This window comes from Lacticaseibacillus sp. 22, from assembly GCF_055413445.1.
Window position 1 is genome coordinate 16,564 of record NZ_JBVAYD010000012.1, and the last position, 20,237, is coordinate 36,800.

General features: G+C 46.5%; 16 protein-coding genes and 1 pseudogene. 4 read left to right on the forward strand and 13 right to left on the reverse strand.

The window, feature by feature from the left end; all coding sequences use genetic code 11:
- Window positions 1–332: 332 nt before the first annotated feature.
- The 9 genes and pseudogenes from ACWP87_RS07325 to ACWP87_RS07365 all read right to left on the reverse strand — a co-directional run bounded on the left by ACWP87_RS07325 (window position 333) and on the right by ACWP87_RS07365 (window position 13,773).
- Window positions 333–1,388, reverse strand: coding sequence for a DUF916 and DUF3324 domain-containing protein (locus ACWP87_RS07325; RefSeq protein ID WP_014569733.1), 1,056 nt, complete (start codon window positions 1,386–1,388; stop codon window positions 333–335).
- A gap of 14 nt (window positions 1,389–1,402) precedes the next feature.
- Entirely contained in the window at window positions 1,403–1,768 is a 366-nt protein-coding gene (locus ACWP87_RS07330) for a hypothetical protein (protein WP_029943844.1), read from the reverse strand.
- Window positions 1,769–1,774: 6 nt separating this feature from the next.
- Window positions 1,775–2,563 (reverse strand): WxL domain-containing protein, encoded by a 789-nt coding sequence (locus ACWP87_RS07335; RefSeq protein ID WP_014569735.1) that lies wholly within the window; start codon window positions 2,561–2,563, stop codon window positions 1,775–1,777.
- 31 nt (window positions 2,564–2,594) lie between these two features.
- Window positions 2,595–6,137, reverse strand: coding sequence for a WxL domain-containing protein (locus tag ACWP87_RS07340; RefSeq protein ID WP_015764973.1), 3,543 nt, complete (start codon window positions 6,135–6,137; stop codon window positions 2,595–2,597).
- Window positions 6,138–6,553: 416 nt separating this feature from the next.
- Entirely contained in the window at window positions 6,554–8,059 is a 1,506-nt protein-coding gene (locus tag ACWP87_RS07345; protein WP_014569737.1) for a helix-turn-helix domain-containing protein, read from the reverse strand.
- 345 nt (window positions 8,060–8,404) lie between these two features.
- Window positions 8,405–9,715 (reverse strand): UDP-N-acetylmuramate--L-alanine ligase, encoded by a 1,311-nt coding sequence (gene murC / locus ACWP87_RS07350; protein ID WP_015764975.1) that lies wholly within the window; start codon window positions 9,713–9,715, stop codon window positions 8,405–8,407.
- Window positions 9,715–11,439: pseudogene (locus tag ACWP87_RS07355) on the reverse strand (DNA translocase FtsK); the annotation flags it as partial. The gene murC and the pseudogene ACWP87_RS07355, both read right to left, overlap by 1 nt.
- Before the next feature lie 1,363 nt (window positions 11,440–12,802).
- Complete coding sequence (gene ytpR, locus ACWP87_RS07360) at window positions 12,803–13,441, reverse strand: YtpR family tRNA-binding protein (protein WP_014569740.1); 639 nt, start codon at window positions 13,439–13,441, stop codon at window positions 12,803–12,805.
- Between the two features lie 14 nt (window positions 13,442–13,455).
- Window positions 13,456–13,773, reverse strand: coding sequence for a thioredoxin family protein (locus ACWP87_RS07365; RefSeq protein WP_005687831.1), 318 nt, complete (start codon window positions 13,771–13,773; stop codon window positions 13,456–13,458).
- Window positions 13,774–14,055: 282 nt separating this feature from the next.
- Here ACWP87_RS07365 and ACWP87_RS07370 point away from each other — a divergent pair, with 282 nt between their 5' ends.
- Window positions 14,056–14,394, forward strand: a complete 339-nt coding sequence (locus ACWP87_RS07370; protein ID WP_005687830.1) for a hypothetical protein — start codon at window positions 14,056–14,058, stop codon at window positions 14,392–14,394.
- A 60-nt stretch (window positions 14,395–14,454) separates the two neighbouring features.
- Here the strand turns inward: ACWP87_RS07370 and trmB are convergent, their stop codons facing one another.
- From trmB to ACWP87_RS07390, 4 genes are all read right to left on the reverse strand, one after another.
- Window positions 14,455–15,099: a tRNA (guanosine(46)-N7)-methyltransferase TrmB gene (trmB, locus tag ACWP87_RS07375; protein ID WP_005687828.1), complete on the reverse strand. Its 645-nt coding sequence runs from the start codon at window positions 15,097–15,099 to the stop codon at window positions 14,455–14,457.
- Between the two features lie 131 nt (window positions 15,100–15,230).
- Window positions 15,231–16,004 (reverse strand): phosphotransferase family protein, encoded by a 774-nt coding sequence (locus tag ACWP87_RS07380; protein ID WP_005687826.1) that lies wholly within the window; start codon window positions 16,002–16,004, stop codon window positions 15,231–15,233.
- Between the two features lie 296 nt (window positions 16,005–16,300).
- Entirely contained in the window at window positions 16,301–17,515 is a 1,215-nt protein-coding gene (locus ACWP87_RS07385; protein WP_014569741.1) for an ABC transporter permease, read from the reverse strand.
- Window positions 17,512–18,243 carry an ABC transporter ATP-binding protein gene (locus ACWP87_RS07390; RefSeq protein WP_014569742.1) on the reverse strand — a complete coding sequence of 244 codons (732 nt, stop codon included), beginning with the start codon at window positions 18,241–18,243 and terminating at the stop codon, window positions 17,512–17,514. Before ACWP87_RS07390 ends, ACWP87_RS07385 begins: the two co-directional genes overlap by 4 nt.
- A gap of 96 nt (window positions 18,244–18,339) precedes the next feature.
- Here ACWP87_RS07390 and ACWP87_RS07395 point away from each other — a divergent pair, with 96 nt between their 5' ends.
- The 3 genes from ACWP87_RS07395 to ACWP87_RS07405 all read left to right on the forward strand — a co-directional run bounded on the left by ACWP87_RS07395 (window position 18,340) and on the right by ACWP87_RS07405 (window position 20,180).
- A complete protein-coding gene (locus tag ACWP87_RS07395) occupies window positions 18,340–18,768 on the forward strand; it encodes an HIT family protein (protein ID WP_014569743.1) in 429 nt (142 codons plus the stop codon).
- Window positions 18,769–18,770: 2 nt separating this feature from the next.
- Window positions 18,771–19,130 carry a YtxH domain-containing protein gene (locus tag ACWP87_RS07400; RefSeq protein ID WP_005687820.1) on the forward strand — a complete coding sequence of 120 codons (360 nt, stop codon included), beginning with the start codon at window positions 18,771–18,773 and terminating at the stop codon, window positions 19,128–19,130.
- A 147-nt stretch (window positions 19,131–19,277) separates the two neighbouring features.
- Complete coding sequence (locus ACWP87_RS07405; RefSeq protein ID WP_005689802.1) at window positions 19,278–20,180, forward strand: peptidylprolyl isomerase; 903 nt, start codon at window positions 19,278–19,280, stop codon at window positions 20,178–20,180.
- The last annotated feature ends 57 nt before the right edge of the window (window positions 20,181–20,237 follow it).

Genomic DNA, 20,237 nt, shown 5'->3' on the forward strand with positions numbered 1-20,237 from the left:
TTAATCGTGAATTTCATTTTCTTTTATCTGTTTGTGACCCGCGACTTGTTGACTTTATTTACAATCGCGATGGTCGCCATCATGTATCTTGCCGTTGACTGGAGTCGTGGTCTACAAAGGAGTTGAACGCATTTCGGTTAATAAAGTACGCCTTGAATGCCACAATGAGTCGTTTTTTTTCATGCAAAATCGAGATGCGAAAAAAGCTAACCCGCGATGGATTAGCTTTTTTGTTTAACCGCAGATCTGGTCATAAAGCCCATTTCTTCTCAGAGATAACTGAATTGCCATCACACTGGCAACACAGAACAGATGTCTTGAAAGCCTTCAAATTAAGCACCGCGATGATGCCGCGCATAACGTTTGAACGCAATTACATTAATGGTGAGGAGTACGACTAACCCTGCTAAAATCATTAAGCGCCAGTCAATCGCATTCGCTTGGGCAGGTGCTTTTTTAACAGCGGCAGCATTCAGGTCATCGGCCTCTTTTTGCGCGACCATAAATGTTTTCTTGAAGTGCCATGTTCTACCGCCTGCCTTTGCGACCCCCTCAAAACGATATTTTCCCGGTTTTAACGGTTCATCATTGAGATCGACCTTAAAATTAAAGTTTGAGTTCGGTGCCATCTTGAGTTCGTGCTTGCGCGTTTGATACAGTGTTTTGCTTCCGTCTGCCTCAAAGATCTTCCCTTCTACAGTCAGGTCTTTGAGCATCGCCGGTTCAAAGTTTTGAATATTGGCTTGAATGGCGTTGTGACCATGATCACTGACCGCCTTCACTTCCTGCACCCTCAAGTTCGGTGGCACGACTTGATCAGATTCGGTTAAAACAACACCGAGTGCGTAGACATAACGATTAGCAACTGCGCCACTCGTTGTCGCTTTTTCATCTGGTTTAGCCATAAATTGCAGGCCACCAAGAACCGTCCCGGCAAATGCCTGCGCGGGCAACTTTAATTGCAAAGGTACTGTTTGTTGGCTTAAAGCCGGGATCGTCACTTCCGTTGGGGCCTTTAATAACGTTTTGAGATTGACCTTTAATGACGCATCCGTTCGACCCACCTGTTCGCCGTATTCGACCACCCCATTATCGTTTGTGAAGGCGGGGTTCACCTTGATGAGCACGGTCACGGGATCAGCTTGACGATTTTGAATGACAACGTTTAACGTCTGCGCTTGATTCGGACTCACCCGTAAATCAAAGTAGCTCGCACTTGTACCCCGCTGATTTTCCGGCAACTCAGCTTTGACCGTAAACCCTTCGCCTGCCGCTTGTGCAGATTGCTGCCACATGCCGGAAAAGAGTACCATGACCCACCCCAAGAGACCAACGATCCATATACTTTTTTTCATCTTTTGTGTGGCACCATCGACGCAAACGTGCAACGGCGCCTCCTTTCTTAGTGTTTTAGTTTTCGAGATTGATGCAGATAATATGCCAGTAAGAGACCCAGCCAGAAAAAGACGCCTGCTAAGACAGTTATCAGATATGAAGCTTCTTGTAGCGCTGGCAGTTTTGCAGGCTTAGTGGCTTTCTTTTTGCTTATATCGGCCATTGCCGGCTTCTGGCGAGAGGTAGGCAGCCGATCATCGCCTGGCGAATCCGGCGTTACAACCTTCACAATTTTGGGATCGCTCATCGGCTCAACCAGAATGCGAACATGAGCCACGGAAGTCTTTTCGTCAGCATGGGTCATCGTTGCCGGTGCCGCAACAACAATGCCAATTAAGACTGCCACCCACACTAGCCTTTGATTTGCTCTCATTTGGTTTTACAGTGGCGCCCTGGTCAGCGTCCAAGTCAGCGTGGTGGAAAAATCTCCCGACTTGAGCCCTTCCGTTGCATAACTTTTGGCTGGCACCGTCAAGGCAACCCCTTTATCTGCTTGTTTCTGATTAAACAGATCCATGAAGGTTCCTTTAGCCGTTTGACCGTCACTAACACTCAAAATATCAACCGCTTGCGCATCGCCAGTGTAGACCTTAATCGCTTTGTTGAGTCCGAAACGCGCACTCGCATCTTTGGCTTGGCCATCGATAACGCTGCTTTCAAGCAAGGAGATTGCCGCGTTTGGCAAGACCACGGTTTTGGTCACTTTGCCGGCTTTATCTTTTTCTTCGGACTTCAAATCAGTCGCTTTTAAACTGACTTTCCAACGATCGCTACCAAGTCGCTTGTCAGTGACCTGAATGTGATTAGGCGCCGCTGTTTTCTTGCCGTCTTTAGTCACCCACTGATCGGCTTCGGCGTATGCCACGGCATCTTTAACGGCATCCAGTTTCAATGGTCCAAAATTGAAGCGAGAAACATAGTCCAGTGTTAAACCTTCGCCGCCAGCATGAGTCGTGTTATCCACCCCGGCAAAGGTTCCTGGCGTTTTGGTTTGTGGCGCTAACGGGTTTAAAATATCCGGTTTGGTGTCGGTTTGCATGATTTTAACCGTTCCTTGGGTGGTAACGGTCCGCGCATCGTCAGCACTGACGGTTGTGGCACCATAAGCCAGTAGCCCTGCCGATAATGCAACTGTCGCGAGTAAAGCTTGGTATCCATGATGAGTCATTGGTTGATTCCTCCATAATTTCTAAATTAAGTTAAAGTGGTGCATCGCTTAGGGTCCACTGCAGACCAAAATTGTACGTACCGGCCGTAAAGTCAAAGTCATTAGGCGATATTTTGAGCAGTACTCCTGCTTGTGTATCATACGTAAACGTGTGTTGGATCGTTTGAGACGCAACCGCCTTAACTTGCTGATCTTGCTTAAGTTTGATCGGATAGTCATGGCCGTCTTGTCTGAAAAAGAGTAATTCTTGTTTTAATTCATGCTGATGACGATCGGTAAACGGCTGACTTTGTTGAATCAAAAGTTGCCATGGCGTCTTTTGACTGCGGCCGTCCTTGATCCGAATCGTCATCGGCGCATCACCAATTCGCGGAACTTCTAGCGTTTGGCCATCAATTTTAACGGTGCCGAAATTGAGTGCTGCCGGCGCTTGGGTAAAACTCAAGGTGCCTTCAGTGACTTCCAAAGGGATTTGGTAGTCATAGGTGATGCGCTTGTTAGCATCTGTCAAACTTGGCTGGCTAACGGTTACCGTGACGGTTTTATGCCCCACGGTTTTCAAATCGGGAAACTTAATATTTTCCACTTTCAAGTGTGACTGTTGCTTTTTGACGGTATTCGTCACCGCCTCACGAATGGGCTGTGGGTCGCTGTGATTTTCGATGGTTAAAGATTTGAAGCTGACTTGATTCAGTGTCAAAAACTTGTAACCCGAAGCCGTCACCTCAAACAGGGACTCTCTTTTGTTGGCGCGCTTTTTCAAGGGTTCGCGTTTGCCTGCATGCGCCACACTTACCTTGTCTTCACGATGATTCACCACCACGACATCCCCAAGTTTGGCTTTGACCACGCGCTTGTCTCCCCATTGATCAAGAAATTGCTGCTTAGGGGTATCACCCTGGGCTGCCATGCTCGTGACTTGTTGCTTTTGGTCCTGCAGGTTAAGCACATCACCAGCTGCTCCGTACAGACTCACGCTTAAATACGGTTCACCGGCAAAAACATCGTGGACATTGCGATTGTCATCTTCTGCGCCATCAGTAGCCACGATCAACCAGTCGTTGCCTTCCTTCACCAACGCCAAGGCACCACCGGCATTACGCGTGAATAGTTCGTAACCGTTGAAAACAAGTGCATCGCCATAGTCGGTCAGCACCGGACTCGTTGATAACACCGTGCCAGTGCTGGCCTCAAACTTCATGGTCACGTCAATTGGTTTGCTGATCTTTGTCAATCGCTTTGTGTCCTTGCGCAAGAGCTTATCCAACTTGTCAGGCATGGTGACACTCAGCGCTTTATCCCCCCATTGAATGCGGCGATCATCATACTCACGCGCATCTTTTAGCATGTTGCCTAAAGTATCCGTTGTAACGACTTCACCTAACTTCAAAGTTTGCGATTGGGTCGAAAATGTTGCGCGTTTCACCACGGCCACTGGAACATCATAGTCAGCTTCGATTGTTTTATCTTTGCCATACTTCTGGGAAACCGTCACTGTAGCCGTGGTATCCCCAAGTTTTGAAACATCTGGTCGTTTTTTAAAACCTTTAATCTTATAGGTTGATTTATCCGATAATTTAAAGAACTGCGATAGTCGCAAATCCATTTCCGCTGCTGAAGCATTAATTGGAATATTGGCTTTTTGCGGTACTAATTGATTCACCCGCAACAATTGGTAGCCTTGATCCGTAATTTCAAAATAAAGTTCATTCTTGTTGGCCAAATCGTTGAGGGGCTGCTCTTGTGAATCATGGGTATACCTGATCTTTCTTTCAACGTTGACAACTTTGATAATATCGCCTGCTTCTACTGGCTGAACCCGATCCTTCCCCCACGAATTGAGAAAGTCCTGTTTGCCTACATCACCAGATATCCATTTTAGCGGCACTTCGGATAAATTTTTAACCTTAGCGTCTTTCATCGGCACGTGGGTGATCCCCAGATACGGCTCGCCTGGAAAACGCTGATGAATAGCATGGTTATCACGAAAACCGCCTGATGTTGCAACCACCTTTAGTCCATCATCATTGATTAAAGCAAATGCACCCCCGGCATCGCGTCCTGAACGCAATTCATAGCCTTTTAAAATGATCGCATCGCCGTAATTAGCAGTCGCGGTCGGCCGGGCGGTTAGATGTCCGGTTTTGGAATCAAACTGAATTGGGACTGCGGCATCTTTAAACAATTCGTCAATCCGTTGCGTACCTGGTTGTAAGTGTTTCTCAACTTCAGACGCTTTTAACGGGTAAAGCTGCTTATCCCCCCAAGAAACAGGCGTGCCATCTCGTTGCTGTGCCTGATCAAACATCCGCTGAATACTTTGCATCCCCCAGCGCTCGCCTAAGACGTATTTTCCGGATTTTGTTGTCAACTTGCCGGCAGGGATCACATTCAATTCCACTTCATAATCAAACTTGGCATACTTGCCGTCATACAGTTTTTCAATTGCCCGTACGACGGCTTTCGTTTTACCAGGCTTGCTGACATCTGGGCGTTCCCTAAAATTGTCTGCAGTGATATTGTTATTCAGGTTTAACGCCTTGGGATAAGCGGCATCTAGTTCAGCATCCGTTGCATTTTGCGGGACATCAACTGGACGTGTTTTCAGCTGGTTCACATGTAACGGTACGAATCCCACTGGCGTCATTTGGAAAAAGATGGCCTGATCAATGTTCGGAAAATTTTCCTTTTTCAGTTGATAAACTTTAGAATCACGGGCAAAGCTAATTTTCCCTTCAGCGTTGCAGACCTTGATGATGTCACCCATTCTGGCTTGCTGAACCCGGTTAAGGCCCCATTGATTCAAAAAGTCCTGTTTGCGGGTCTTTCCATTGGCAACCGCATCATTGATGTTAAAATAACTCAGATTGATACTCTGGTGATCACGCATCTGAACGTATTCGTAACTACCATAGAATCGATCACCAAATTCAGGCGCGATTGGCCCATTGTCATTGCCTTTACCGGAAGTCGCAATCACTTTGGAAGTGCCATCTTCATCGCGATCAATGAATACCAAAGCGCCCATTGCATCCCGACCATTTTTAGGATCAGATGCACCGGAAATGACGGCATCCCCGTAATGCGTTTGCACTGAGCCTTGACCGGTTGTTACCCCAAATCTTGAATCAAATGTCAGATCAACCGGTGTTCTGGCAAGAATTGTATCAATACGCGGATATGGTTCATTTAACCCCATCGACCGCGTTGCTTGCTTAAACGCATCAGGCACGATTGCCCAGATGCGATTATCCGTAAATGGAAAATTTGTACCATCAGGATCGGTAGCCTGCTTGAAAAACCTAGCCTCATATCCCGACTTTAAAAACTCACCAAGTGTAAAAGCACTGTCTTGACCGGTAATGGTTGCTTTTGGCCGCTCTGTGTTTTTATCTTCGGCTTTTGGCTTATCATCGGCTGCATACACACGAGTATCGGTTGAATGAAAGAAACGTTTAATATCCGGCTGGGTACCGCCGAGAACGGCAAGCGTTATTACGACGCTGATGCCAATCAACCCACTACAGGCAATTTTTTGGATCACCTGCCGTTTATTTCTAAATCTTGACGGCACTTCTGACACCCCCTTTTTAAAGTCCTAGCAACTATATAAAAAAATATTGATTGACATGGATTTCATTCTAGGGGAGTAGACGTTCTCATAATTCTCACATTTTTATGTGAAGCTTTGAGAACTTGTAGCAAGAATCGAATTTGTATTATTTTAGACTTATTTATTACATTATATTTCGTTGATAAATCCTGTGCGGACAGGTCTTTTAACGAACGACTTTCTGCCATCACTTATTTCTATTACAGCTGTTTTTTATCAAGCTGAAATTTTCCTTTAGCGTGTCAATATTCACAAATAATGCATAACAAAAAGCGAAAAGGTTTCGCAACAGCTACGAAAAACCTGCTCGCTTTGAAAAATTTTAGGCGTTAGCTCTTACAACCTTGACGCTTCCAGTTTAAAGATCCGCAACACTCTCATTGTTTCCTTTTTTGGTCAATTGTTGCTAACAATGCCCTTATTTGTTCTAAGTCATAACGATTTTCAATGCCAGTTAATAAATAGCGTTCCTTTGCCTTTATTTGGTTAGCAGCCGTTGCGGAGTTTGTAATCAATAAATCGTACACGCAATCAGCCACGGCATTGTCAATGATGACGTGATAATAACCAGCTAATGCAACGCGCAACCGAGCTACCATGCCTGCTGTGATGGACCAGTCGTCATGCATACAGATCCCGACATACAACGGCGCATCACTTTGTACGTGAATCAACAACAACACATTCAAATACCGGCGCTTCAAAAAAAGCAGCTGCTCAGGGCTAGGTGACTGCTGTGCATGGTTAAAAGTCAGCATTGCCAATTCACCAGCCATCTTTTCTAAATGTTGTAACACCGCTGGATCAACCTGATAGTTAATGCGCTCTCCATCAAACAGATGAAAATGGCCCGAAAAAAAGCGGGCATGCATCTGAATTTGGTTCAGGATGTACCGAATTCGCAGTTGCGTGTCGCCTGTAAATCGCCGTTTGAAAGCTGGGTAAGCTAATTCAATTCGAGCCATTAACTGTGCGCGAACCTTTTTAATTTCAGGAGTTACCTCGTCCAAATATTGAGCAACCGGTGATAAATCACGATCATCCAGGTCCAGAATCTCCATACTCGTCATAAAGATATAAAGGCTGGAAACTTCAAATTCGTCAATGACAAGTGCATATTGGCGGGCCAAATCAAACAGCCAATTTCTAATCCCGCGGTAAAGGTGGTTGTGATTCAGACTGAGCAGCGGTTCTTTGCTCGTCTTAACGCGGTTCTGCTCCGATGCAAAATGCCGCTTGAGTGCAATGTCCAGCCAGATACTTAATTTGAGTCGTCCGATCATCGAAAATTTCAAGTGTTCCCGAGCCTCAAATGCCGCGATAAACTGCCGCAACGAATACGCTTCCGTAAACGAGGCTAAGGTGTCATAATCATGGCTATTTAGTAGCAACCGATAATACAAATAGCGCAACGCAATCTCGGGACCAATGAGGGTACCACCCTTAATCTGTAATGAAAATGCTGCCAAAGCCTGATTCAAGAGTTTGATCCGACGAAAAACAGCTGGCTTACTGATGTATAGCAACTGTGCCAGTTCATCAGCACTCACTTTGCCTTTTTGCAGCAAGGTTAGTAAAATCCGATAACTTTTCGATTGGACTAACAATTGCCGATAGAGCTCACTAAAATTAACGGGTGTACGTGTTTGCAAACAAATACAACGCTGACCGCCTGAATCAGTCACGCTAATATCAGCGGCAGCATCGAAGCCTCTAATCCGCTGCTGAAGTGCGGCGACGGTTGTTCCCATTGTGCTTGCTGACACTCCCAGCGTTGTGATGGCGGTTGTGTACAAGCAACCGGCAGCCCCCGCCTTTAGCAATAACTGCAACAACTGAACCTCCCGACGTTCATCGTTCTCCAGAAAATCATCAAGATTCATAGCCTACTCCCCCTCATCAATAGATTCCCTGAAAAATTCATAACTTCCTTCGTTCGACACTGATATTAGATGAATCTTAACATAATAATTCGTTGAAACAAATAGAAATGTAAGCGGATTCAAATCGCCTAAAATTTAGTCCTTTTATGATTACAAAACAAGCATCACGCATTTTACTACCACGTTTTCAGGATCAAACTGTGACCACTCAAAAAACGGTCCCAGAACAAGCACTTGCTCCGAAACCGTTAGTCAAACACAGCTTATTCAATTGTCATGGCCGCTCATACTGTCTCAGTATCATTTCACAGTCAGCATACCGGCTTGCCAACAAAGCCGCTTATCTTACTCCTGGCTCAGCAAGTCTTCATAAGCCTTTTCATACTTCTGAATATCGCCTGCGCCCATAAAGACAACCACAGCATGATGGAATTTCAGCAACGGTCGCATATCCGCTTGCTGAATGACAGCGGCACCCTTGATTTGCGCCACAATGTCTTCTGAGCGAATTTTGCCATTCTTTTCCCGCGCAGAGCTGAAGATCGGAGTCAGGAACGTCTGATCGGCTTGGCTCAAGACTTGAACATATTGCGGTTCATATGCCTGCGTCCGGCTATAAGTATGAGGTTGGAACACAGCAATAATCGCCTTGTCAGGATATTTCTGCCGGGCCGCATCCAATGTTGCTTTAATCTCATTCGGATGGTGCGCATAATCATCGACAATGATCATGTCTTTAAGATCTTTTTCGGCAAAGCGGCGTTTAACCCCACTGAAGTTACCGAGTTCGCGCGCGATCAAGCCTGCATCAAGTTTCTCCATATGCGCGACAGCCACAACTGCCAAGGCATTCAGGACGCTATGTTCGCCAAACAATGGCACAAAGAAGTGGCCGATCAATTCATCATGGAAGTACGCGTCAAAACTGCTGCCTTTTGTATCACGCTTGACATTGCGGGCCTGAAAATCATCACGGTCACTGGTGCCGTAATAATAAACAGGAACTTTAGCTTTTAGTTTGCGCAGCCAAGGATCATCGCCCCATGCGACAATCGCCTTTTGGACCTGATTTGCTTCGGTTTCAAATGCATCGTAAACATCTTCAAACCCGTGATAATAATCGGGGTGATCAAAATCAATGTTCGTCATGATCATGTAATCGGGATGGTAGGCCAGAAAATGGCGCCGATATTCGTCTGCTTCAAAAACAAAGAATTTTGAATCGCGAACGCCTTTGCCAGTCCCATCGCCAATCAGATAACTGGTTTTAGCAACCCCGCTTAACGTGTGGGCAAGTAAACCGGTGGTGCTCGTTTTACCATGCGCACCCGCCACGCCAATGCTGGTATACCCCTTGATCAGCTGACCAAGAAATTCATGATACCGATAAATCTTAAGCCCCATCGCTTTGGCTTGCTTGATTTCCGGATGCTCATCGGTAAAGCTGTTACCGGCAATCACAGTGTAACCGGGCTTTAGATTAGCTGGATCAAACGGAAGCATCGTGATTCCGGCAGCCGCCAAGCCTTTCTGGGTAAACGTATATTGGGTAATATCACTCCCCAACACTTGATGCCCCAAATCATGCAGTACCAATGCCAATGCGCTCATGCCTGAACCCTTAATGCCAATAAAATAATAAGTTGCCTCTGTCATCACGAATGTTCCTCTTCCTTTGCTTGTGTGTAGTAAACTTCGCGCGGTTTTGCCCCTTTTGCTGCGGAGACCAGATGTTTGGCCTCCAACGTATCAATCAGGTTGGCGGCGCGATTATACCCAATAGAAAAGACGCGCTGTAACTTAGATGTTGAAATATGCCGTTCACCAGCAAGATAATCCAGCACCTCAGGCATCAGTTCATCTTCATGCGTATTGCTAGCCTCAGCGGACTTGACTAACCCTGCCGGATCAAAAAGATACCTTGGACCGCGGCGGCTTTTGACATACGCAACAATGCTATCGATTTCCCGATCAACAAAGGTGCCTTGTAGCCGAATTGGCTGACTGTCACCATTGCCTAAGTAAAGCATATCGCCACGACCCAACAACCGCTCAGCCCCAGCCGTATCGATAATGGTCCGGGAATCAATTTGACTCGCCGTCATAAAGGCTATGCGAGTAGGGATATTGTTCTTGATAGTACCGGTGATCACATCGACACTTGGCCGTTGAGTCGCGACAAGTAAGTGAATGCCGGCCGCCCGCGCTTTGGCTGTAATCCGGGCAATGTCATCTTGAATCTCACTACCTGCCGCCAGCATCAAATCTGCCAATTCATCAATAATAATCACCAGATATGGCATCACCTGCGCAAACTCATGATGCCGCTTAGCCTTTGCATTGAACTGTTCAAGATTACGTACGCCTGCTGCAGCTAGTTTTTTGTAGCGATCATTCATCGTCGTAACCACCCACTTCAATGCCGCGCTCGCCGCTTTTGGATCAGAAATCACTGGCGAGACCAGGTGCGGCAAACCGTTATAACCGGCTAACTCAACTGCTTTGGGATCAATCAAAAGCAGTCGCACCTGTTCCGGAGTCGCTTTATACAGCAACGATACCAGTAAACTGTTAATAAAGACGGATTTACCTGATCCAGTCGCTCCGGCAATCAGCCCATGCGGCATTTTAGCAAGATTCGTGACAACCGGCTGACCAAAAAGATCCACGCCAAGGGCAATGGTTAACGGCGACTTAGCTTCCTGAAACGCCGGCGTGTCCAGAACTTCCCGCAACATGACCGGACGCGGTTTCAAGTTGGGAATTTCGATGCCAACTGTATTCTTACCGGGTATCGGTGCCTCGATTCGAATATCCTTGGCAGCTAAGGCTAACTTCAAATCGTCATTCAGGTTTGTAATCTTGCTGACTTTAACCCCACTGGCAAGACTCACCTGAAATTGCGTTACGGTTGGCCCAATCGTATCGGCAACGACATGCGCATCGACATTAAATGCCTGCAACGTTTGATCCAACCGCTGCCGCTGATGATGCACCCAGTCTTGCTGGGCGGCTTGATCAGCAACAACTGGTGGTGATAATAAGCGAACCGGTGGGATTGTTTCAGAAGTCTCACCTTGATCACCGCTTGAAACGGGCGTGGCTTCCGGCGTCGTCATCGAAGCAGGCAGCTGTGAGCTAACCGCCTGCTGCTTGGTTGTTTCTGCTGACACACTGCTTGTCGTTGGCTGTGTGACTGATGCCGTGGTGCCAGCCGTACTTTGCGGCCTGGAAAACGCCTTTTGGGAATTGTCTTTCTGATCCGATGCGGATTCCCTAGCTTTTTGGGCGGCCAATGCTTTCCGCAACTTTTTGGCTTCGTGCTTACGCCTTAATGCCTCAATGCGGGCTGCTTTTCGACTATTAGGGCCATGAGATTTGCCCATCGATGTCAAAGAAGTAGCTATTTCCGCAGTATGGCGTGATGCTTCGCTGCCGCTCACACTGGCCACCGATTGCATCGGCGGATGCGGGGCACTGGTGTTATCGGATGCCGAGGAGCTCGATGTTGTTTCATTGGAGGCTTGTTGTGTTGCGCCATCCGCTTCCGTTTGTTGTTTCGAGTCGCTCGCTTCTGAATGCTCATCAGGGCTCTCAGTTATTGACGCCATGCTGCTTGCACTTGTCTCCAGCCACTCGCTTGAACGCGTCTCCTCTGGTGCCGCCACTGACGAAGCCACGGCGATCGCAACCGGGTCAGTGGCGGCCTGCGAACTGGGACTGACCCCGTGTCCGGCAAAAAGATAAAGGCTTTGTTCATCCGGTTTCAATACCGCCGCAATTTGGCGATAGTCCGTTTGATCCCGCTGCACGTTTCTGACAGTGCTGTTGGGTGTTGTCAGCCGCGCTAACCCATTGCGCTGATGGTCGGCTCGCGGATGTGTCATTGCGCGCAAATCCGCCTGTGCCTCAGCGACTTTTTGCGGATTCACTTCATGCGTGGCTTCATGCGTAATCTGCGGTGGCAATTGATACGCGTCATTTTCTGATTGCTGCCAGTTCGCGGTTGTTTCCCCGGATTGCGATGCTGGCGATTTATTCTGATGTAAAAATGCCGGCCCATCATAATGCGCCATGATCAAATCCCCTTTTTATCGTGTTTCGACAGTGTCTCTATTTTAGCATAAGCATCAGTTCGCCGAATCCTGGATTGAAAAATAACTCGGCAAAATCAGCGTTAGTTTGAAAATAGCCTGATTCTGGCATTGCCTTTTAACGTTAATAAAGGTAAGGATCAAAACGACACCGGTAGCGCCCTTTCCCGGAAAAACGTCGGCTTGTACGGAACAGGAAAAATGATTGACACTTAATCTATAATGGAGCAGATTTTAGTTGCTATAAAAATTGTCGTTGCTACAAACATTCATTGGAGGCTGACAACATGCTTTTCCTAATTCTTGATGTTCTACTGATCATATGCGGCTTTGTTCTATTGGTATCCTGTTATCGGTTCTCTGAAGAAGAGATCAGGGAGGCCTTGAACGACTGGGCATTAGATGTTTTTGTATTCGCTCCTATTTTGGGCTGGATTGGCAAAAAGATGAATGTTAGGTCTCCTTATCGAAAAGCCCTGTTCTTACTGGGATTAGCTATGACCGTCATCTTCGCATTTAATCTGATCGCAGAACTATAGGTATTGATGCCAATATCGTCACTATAACCGTCTAAGACTCGAAAAAAGGCTCGTGAGCTTATCTGCCCACGAGCCTCTCTTTAAAATTTTTTGTATTTTCACCGTAGCAATTACGCCTGAGCCGCGACCACGGCCGCCGCTTCCTTGGCATCGAACGGACTTCCGGCAGCCAGATTGTCCGGCATCACCAAAATGCCACGCCGCTGTGGTGCCCCTGGAATCGCTAATTCACGCGCACTGCTAATCATGCCGTAAGACGCGACCCCACGTAGAGAACCCGGCCAAATAATCTTACCATCTGGCATCATGGCGCCTGGCAACGCAACAACCACCGTCTGGCCTAAGGCAGCATTCGGCGCGCCACAAACGATTTGAACCTGTTCATCACCAATATCGACCTGCGTGACATGTAAGTGATCAGAGTCGGGATGATCTTTGAAATCAACAATCTTACCAATGACAAACTTGGGCTTTTCGTCAACTTCAAGCTGACCCGGTAAAGCAGCTTGCTGGATGGCAACATTTAATTGAGCCACCTGTTCAGCGGTCAATTGAATCTGCCCATGTCCATCCACGGCTCCCAACCACTGACTGACATTAAAAAAGTTGTAGCCAATCACATGATTCTGATCATCTAAAATTGCCACAATATCCCCGCTGCGTTGCGATGTCTGGGTCTCAGTATCCGGTCCTGTGATGGCAATAAGCGTATCACCAAAAGCCGGTTGATTATAACTGGTAATGAGCATTTGAACCTCCAAAATTAATTCAAGCCGGTGATGAAATCCTCGACTTGTTGTTTTGTTTTACGATCTTTGTTAACAAAGCGGCCGATTTCTTTACCGTCTTTAAACGCGATAAAACTTGGAATACCAAAAACACCCATCTCCTGGGCAACTTCCAGATTCTTGTCCCGATCAACCGCAACAAACTCATAATCCGAAAAGTCTTTTTCGATCTCTGGCATTGCTGGTTTGATAAAACGGCAATCCGAGCACCAATTAGCAGAGAAGAAAAGCATTTTCTTACCAGGCTTTTTTACCTCATCCAAAATCGCTGCATTTGAACCTAATTCCTTCATGGCCAACATCCTTTCGCTTACTAATTATAAGTAGACTATAGCAGGAAAACTTTCGCAGCGCAATGCCGCTCACCGTCTTTTACATTATACTTAAAACAGCGGTGTGGCAATCCATAAGCAACAGAGCGTTCGCCAAGGCTGGCGAGCGTGTTTCAGCGCAACGTCATCCTGCGCTTATCCAAGATAGGCATGTAAAGGTTCCATTTTCAGCAGTCAAGACGTGAACACACTGAAATTACAATGGCTAAACGCACCAGCTCACGTCAAAAGGAGGACTTCACGATGTCCATTTCAAGGTCTCGATTACTTTCCGGTATTGGGCTGTCATTAGCATTTATTGCCACTGGTACGGCGCTTGCCGGGTATTGGTGTCACCGCAATCAACGAATTTCCAACCGCATTTTAACCAAGGTAAAACGTAATTTTGCCAAGGAAGGAACCATTGAAACAAGTTGGATCGAGCTGCAACCACTCACCATCAATGACCATCATCAGCATATCCAAGTGTATCGCGGCGGTATGATCCTTCGTCATTCGAAAATGCACCAAGAAATAGCATTTCTAGCCTTGGCTGATGGTTCGCTATGGCGCATCAAACAGCAGCCCATCACCACTGCCTAGATTCATGATAAAGGCTGCACGCCTTAGTTGCCACTTAATCTATTATCAATGCACGCTCACTCAGGCCTTAAAGCGCGCAACCAGTTCATAAATTCGACCACCATCAGCGCTGAACTTTTCCTCGTACTCTGTCGGCACATTATCCGGAATGCGTTGATCATGATGAACATCAAGCGAGACGAGTTCAAAAGTCATGCCGAAATTGTTCATACTAACCAGCGAGTATTCAAATAAGCCTTGATTGTCAGTCTTAAATTGCAGCCGTGCGTCTGGCTTCATGATCGTTTGATATTGTTGCAAGAAACGCCGATATGTCAGCCGCCGCTTTTCATGCCGCGTTTTTGGCCAAGGATCAGAAAAGTTTAAGAACAAACCGCTAATTTCAGCTTCAGCAAAATAATCGGTTAAGTCGGCACCATCCCCCAAAACCAGTTGAAGATTTGGGAGTTTTAAGACTGCCTGTTTCTTCAGGATCATGGCAATAGCAGCCTCTTGTAATTCCAAAGCAATAAAATTGCAGTCTGGATGAGCCTGCGCCATCGCAACAATGAATTGGCCTTTGCCAGAACCAACCTCAAGATAAAGCGGTTGATTCTGTTTAAATCGCGACTGCCACTGTCCCGGCATCTTTTCCGGACGAACCAGAATTAGCTCAGGATGCTCGGCTATTAATGGTTTCGCCCAAGTTTTGTTACGTAATCGCATGAATGTCTTCCTTTATTTCATAATTGTGATGATTCTTCGCGGTGATCGTTTTTCCCGTGTCGACAATCAAAAGGCCTGAGACAAAACCGGATTTTGCCACAGGCCCTTTGCCACGCGCTTACAGCTTCCATTCAATGGGTTGACTGCAACGTCTCAAATTGTTGCAAAACTTGTGCAACCTCATCTGTTCGCTGGTGCTGTGCTGCTGCTTTCATGTCGTTCAATAAATGCAAGTCGCCATACCAATAAAGCCGATTTTCCAAAGATTCATCATTGTTGGCACCATAGGCTCTTAAGAACGCTGGCCATGAATTGCGATGACCATAATGCGCCATGACATCAGCAAGATCATAAGCCGGATCACCTAATGCCACCTGCTCCCAGTCAACTAAATAAAGTCGGCCACCAGCACGCAACCAATTTTTATGATTGAGATCGCCGTGACAGACACTTTGAACCGTCACCCGCGGTAACCACTGTTGTAAGTCGCTCAAAGCACGCTTAACCCGCGGCTGATTTGTAAGGTCACGGGGAAAGTCTTGCAATAAATCGTGGCGTAACCGCGCTGGGTCAAGAATTTGGCCACCGACTTGGCGAAGCATTCGTTTTAATAAACTTGAATGGTGTACCTGCGCCAACATTTTGGCTACCACCGGCTGCATCATTTGCTCGCGGGTTAATGTTTCGCCGTCCAACCATTCTTGTGCCGTTAACACATCACCGGTGCTAACCCGACGCGTCCATAATAGGCGTGGGGTAATATGCTCGACTGAAAGTGCCGCAAGAAATGGCGAAGCGTTACGTTTTAGGAAATACTTTTGATTGGCATAAACCCCAAGAAACGCACTACCGGTGGAACCGCCTGCAGGTTGCAGGGACCACCCGGCATCTAATTCAAACTCCATAGGCACTACTCCTTATATCTGGCCGCAGGAATGGTTCTAATCGTCAAAAAGACACTCCCAGGCGCTCGTGCGTCCACGTTCAATATTACTAACTTGAGAAATTCACGTCAAGAGGCAAAGTGAGCGCGAGCCAGCCCGGTTAGAAACCGGAACATAAGTGGCCTTGGGCGTGATGGGCCCGGGCTTGGCCATCGCGTTCGAGGCCCTTACACGCAGATTCCTGCGCTGGCGAGCGCGTGATGACAGGCGCGAGCCATCGCACTTAAACAAGAGAGCTGTCCAAAAACCACTCGCCTCTATACCACCACATGATGCTGCTTAAGTCGCATTCGTGCATACCACCGTGTAAAGCCCCAGACGAAAACCACGCCGCAAATGAAAATAGCCCCTGCTGTCAGCCACTGAAGCCGCAACAATGTCACCAAGGTGAACGTCGCCACTTCGATTAAAAGCAACACCGTCAACAACCGCTCAAATGCAGCCGGTTTTTGGTCAGGCGCGACCGGATACAGATGGGTAAAGACAATCTCATCATACTGATAATAAAAAGGTAACAGCTGGAAGCCGACCATGTAAAGAAACAAGATAGCAAAACCCAAAGCCAGCCACCATGGCGACAACACCGCCACGATGACAGCACCGATCACCAGCAGGCGAAGATATAAGCCGAGATACTCACCGCCACGTAAAAAGCCGCGTAGATACAATGAGAGCCATGTTGTTGCCTGGCGTGGTTTGACTAATTTTAATAATCCATCCAAATAACGGCGCCGATGCACACTATTGGCTAATCCTGGTACATCGGTAAATAAGTTATAGAACCGATATACCCGACCCATTCGATCATCTTCTAGTTTGATCAAGGCCATGAAATTCAACCGTCCTTGATCCAAAATGGTTCGCAATTGCCATCTGAAAACAAGATCCAGAATCAATGCAACCAAAAGGGTCACTGCCGGATGCAAATAAAACCCGGCAAAAAACGCGGCCCCGCTAATTGCCAACAACAGTAACCGTTGATGATGCCACTGAGTCGGTAATTGATATCGTTTTAGTAACTGCAACCACAAGTCAAGATCCTTAAATAGCCAAACTGCCATTAGTAAGGTAACCGTCGCACTGGCCGGGTCTTTACCCAGCTGCGCAAACAACGGCCACATAGCAAGACTGGCAAAGGTCAGCAAAACGCCTGGCAGCAGCAAGCTATAATGGCGGCTCTTTAATAAATATTGCCGAAACGCCTCTGCTTTTGGTAGCAAAAAAATTTGATCCGGTGCTTCTGCAAGGGTCGCTAGCTGACCGAAGCTAAGTAAGCCGGTGAAAATAATTGCCAAGCATAAAGCTAACCACCAGGAAGGCTGCAAGGTTTTGACAATTTGGCTATACACATAAAGCGCACCGCCAAATAAAATCAGTAAAATCAAGACAAAGTGATCATTAAATACAAGGCGTAAATACTTTTGTTGTGCCTGCACATGTTGGCGGAGGCGCGTACGCCACAAGTCAATCATGCTTCTTCCTCCGTCATCTTCATATAAATGTCATCCAGACTGCCATCTTTTAAGTCAAATTGTTGCTTTAATGATGCCATATCACCAGTGGCACGCACTTTTCCTGCTTTGATCAAAACAAACTCGTCAGCATATTGCTGAGCGGTTGCCAAGATGTGCGTCGACATAAGAATCGACGCCCCCTCCTGTTTTTTTTCGGTAACTAAATTTAACAAGTCGTGAATTGCCAGCGGATCAAGACCGGTAAACGGTTCATCAATAATAAACAATTTGGCTTGGGTCATGAACGCCGCTACAATCATGACTTTTTGCTGCATCCCCTTAGAAAACTTAGCCGGAAACCAATCTAGCTTGTTATCTAAGCGAAACTTTTTAAGCATCCGATCCGCAGCCTCCCAAGCCGCTTTGGCATCAAGATCGTAAGCCATGATGGTCATTTCAAGATGTTCCCGCAACGTTAATTCCGGATAGAGTACCGGCGTTTCCGGAACATAGGCAAGGTTAGACCGAAAGTCAGTGGGATTTTGCTTCAATGTTGTCCCGTCCAAGTCGATCGTGCCTGTCTGTGGCGTCAACAGTCCGATAATATGTTTGATAGTGGTCGATTTTCCGGCACCATTCAAGCCAATTAAGCCCACAATTTTGCCGGATGGTACTGTAAAACTGACATCGCGCAAAACGGTTAGATTCCCGTAGCCGCCTGTTAATCCTTCAATTTTTAAAGTCATCTTACCAGTTCCAATCTGTATAATTTCAGTTAGGGATATGATAGCATGAAATCAAGGTTCCTATAACAAAAGCACAAGGAGAAACGAGGTAAGAGCATGAACGATTGCATTTTTTGTAAAATTATTCGCAATGAGATTCCAAACGTTGCGGTCTATGAAGACGATGTGGTCAAGGCATTCCTGGACATCACTCAGGTCACCCCGGGCCATACGCTGATTGTTCCTAAAAAACATGTGCCGGACATTTTTGCCTATGACACTGAGTTGGCAGCTGCGGTTTTTGAGCGCGTTCCAAAAATTGCGCGTGCGATTAAAGCCAGCAATCCGGCGATTAAGGGAATGAACATTTTAAACAACAATGGTAAAGTGGCTTATCAAAGCGTCTTCCATTCACACATTCATTTAATTCCGCGGTACAGCGATCAAGACGATTTCGGGATGCATTTTGGCGATCACAGCGCTCAATATGACACCAGTAAGCTTGAAGAAGTAGCCGACAAAATCCGCACCCAACTGGAGGCTTAAGTATGAAATTTCGGGATGGGCTCTTGTTAGGTGCTCTTACGGGTACGATTTATGGCTTATTGACCGCCAAAAAAACCGGACGACAACGGCAACAAGCGATCGCTGCTTATTTTAACGGCATCGCTACCGGTGTCGGTCAGGTTCGCCAAAGTATCAATCAAGTCAGCGCGGCGTTAACGCAACTATCTGCCGAAGTCGACCAAACCCTTAAACCGGCAATGAAAGATATTACGGCCAGCGTTGAGACATTCGAATTTGAAACCGCACCGCGCACGGAAGCCATCAAAGAACATGTGGACAATATCAATGATGCGATCACCGGACTTGAAGAAAATCAATCTGCGCATCCGACCAAACCTTAACCAAAACATTGAAAATAACTACCGTTGGCTTTATACAAGCCGTGACGGATTCTTGAAAGTTATGTGAAGATCCGCGTACGGCCGTAAGTTATGGTATAGTAGACGGCAGTGTTAACCGAAACTTTTTAGATTAGGATGTGTGATTACATGAAAAAATGGATTCTCGGTGTCGTTGGCTTGTTCGTAGCAGTGACCCTAGCAGGCTGTTCCAGCAGCACGGTTGCAAATATGAAAGGTGCCAAGGTCACCAAAGACGAGTACTATGACGCCATGAAAAAGACCACAACCGGTCAGGCAACATTGCGTAACATGATCGTCTTAAAGGCTTTAGAACAACAATATCCGAATAAGGTATCGGATAAAAAGGTTAACAGCCAGTTCAACAAGCTAAAGAAGCAATACGGCTCTTCATTTGATTCAACTTTGGAACAAAACGGCTACACCGAATCAAGCTTCAAGGATCAGATTCGGACAACGCTTTACTCTGAAGTTGCCCTCAAGGATATGAAAAAACCGACGACCAAGCAAATTGAAAGTCAGTGGAAGAAGTATCAGCCAAAGATTCAGGTTCAGCATATTTTAGTTAAGACCGAAGATGAAGCTAAGCAGATCATTTCCGATTATCAAAAAGATCCAACTGAAAAGAACTTCGAATCTCTAGCTAAGAAGAACTCGATTGATACCGGGACCAAGAATAAAGGTGGTAAGTTAGCTGCCTTTGACAACACGGACACCAGCTTGGATTCCACTTTCAAATCAGCTGCTTTCAAACTCAAGAAAGCTGGCGACATTACGACAACGCCGGTTAAGACGCAATACGGTTACCACGTCATCCGTGTTATCTCCATTGCCAAAAAAGGTACGATGAAGGAACACAAGAAGGATCTTGAAAAGCAGATCTACACCTCATGGCAAAGTGATTCAACCGTTATGAACGGTATTATTACCAAGGTGCTTAAAAAAGCCAACGTTTCGATCAAGGACAATGATCTTAAAGATGTGCTTTCAAGCTACCTCAGCACCAGCTCAAGTTCTTCAACTAGCAAATAAGTAAGAAATTGAGTCATGCAAAAACGACCTCGCATCATGCGCGAGGCCGTTTTTTTG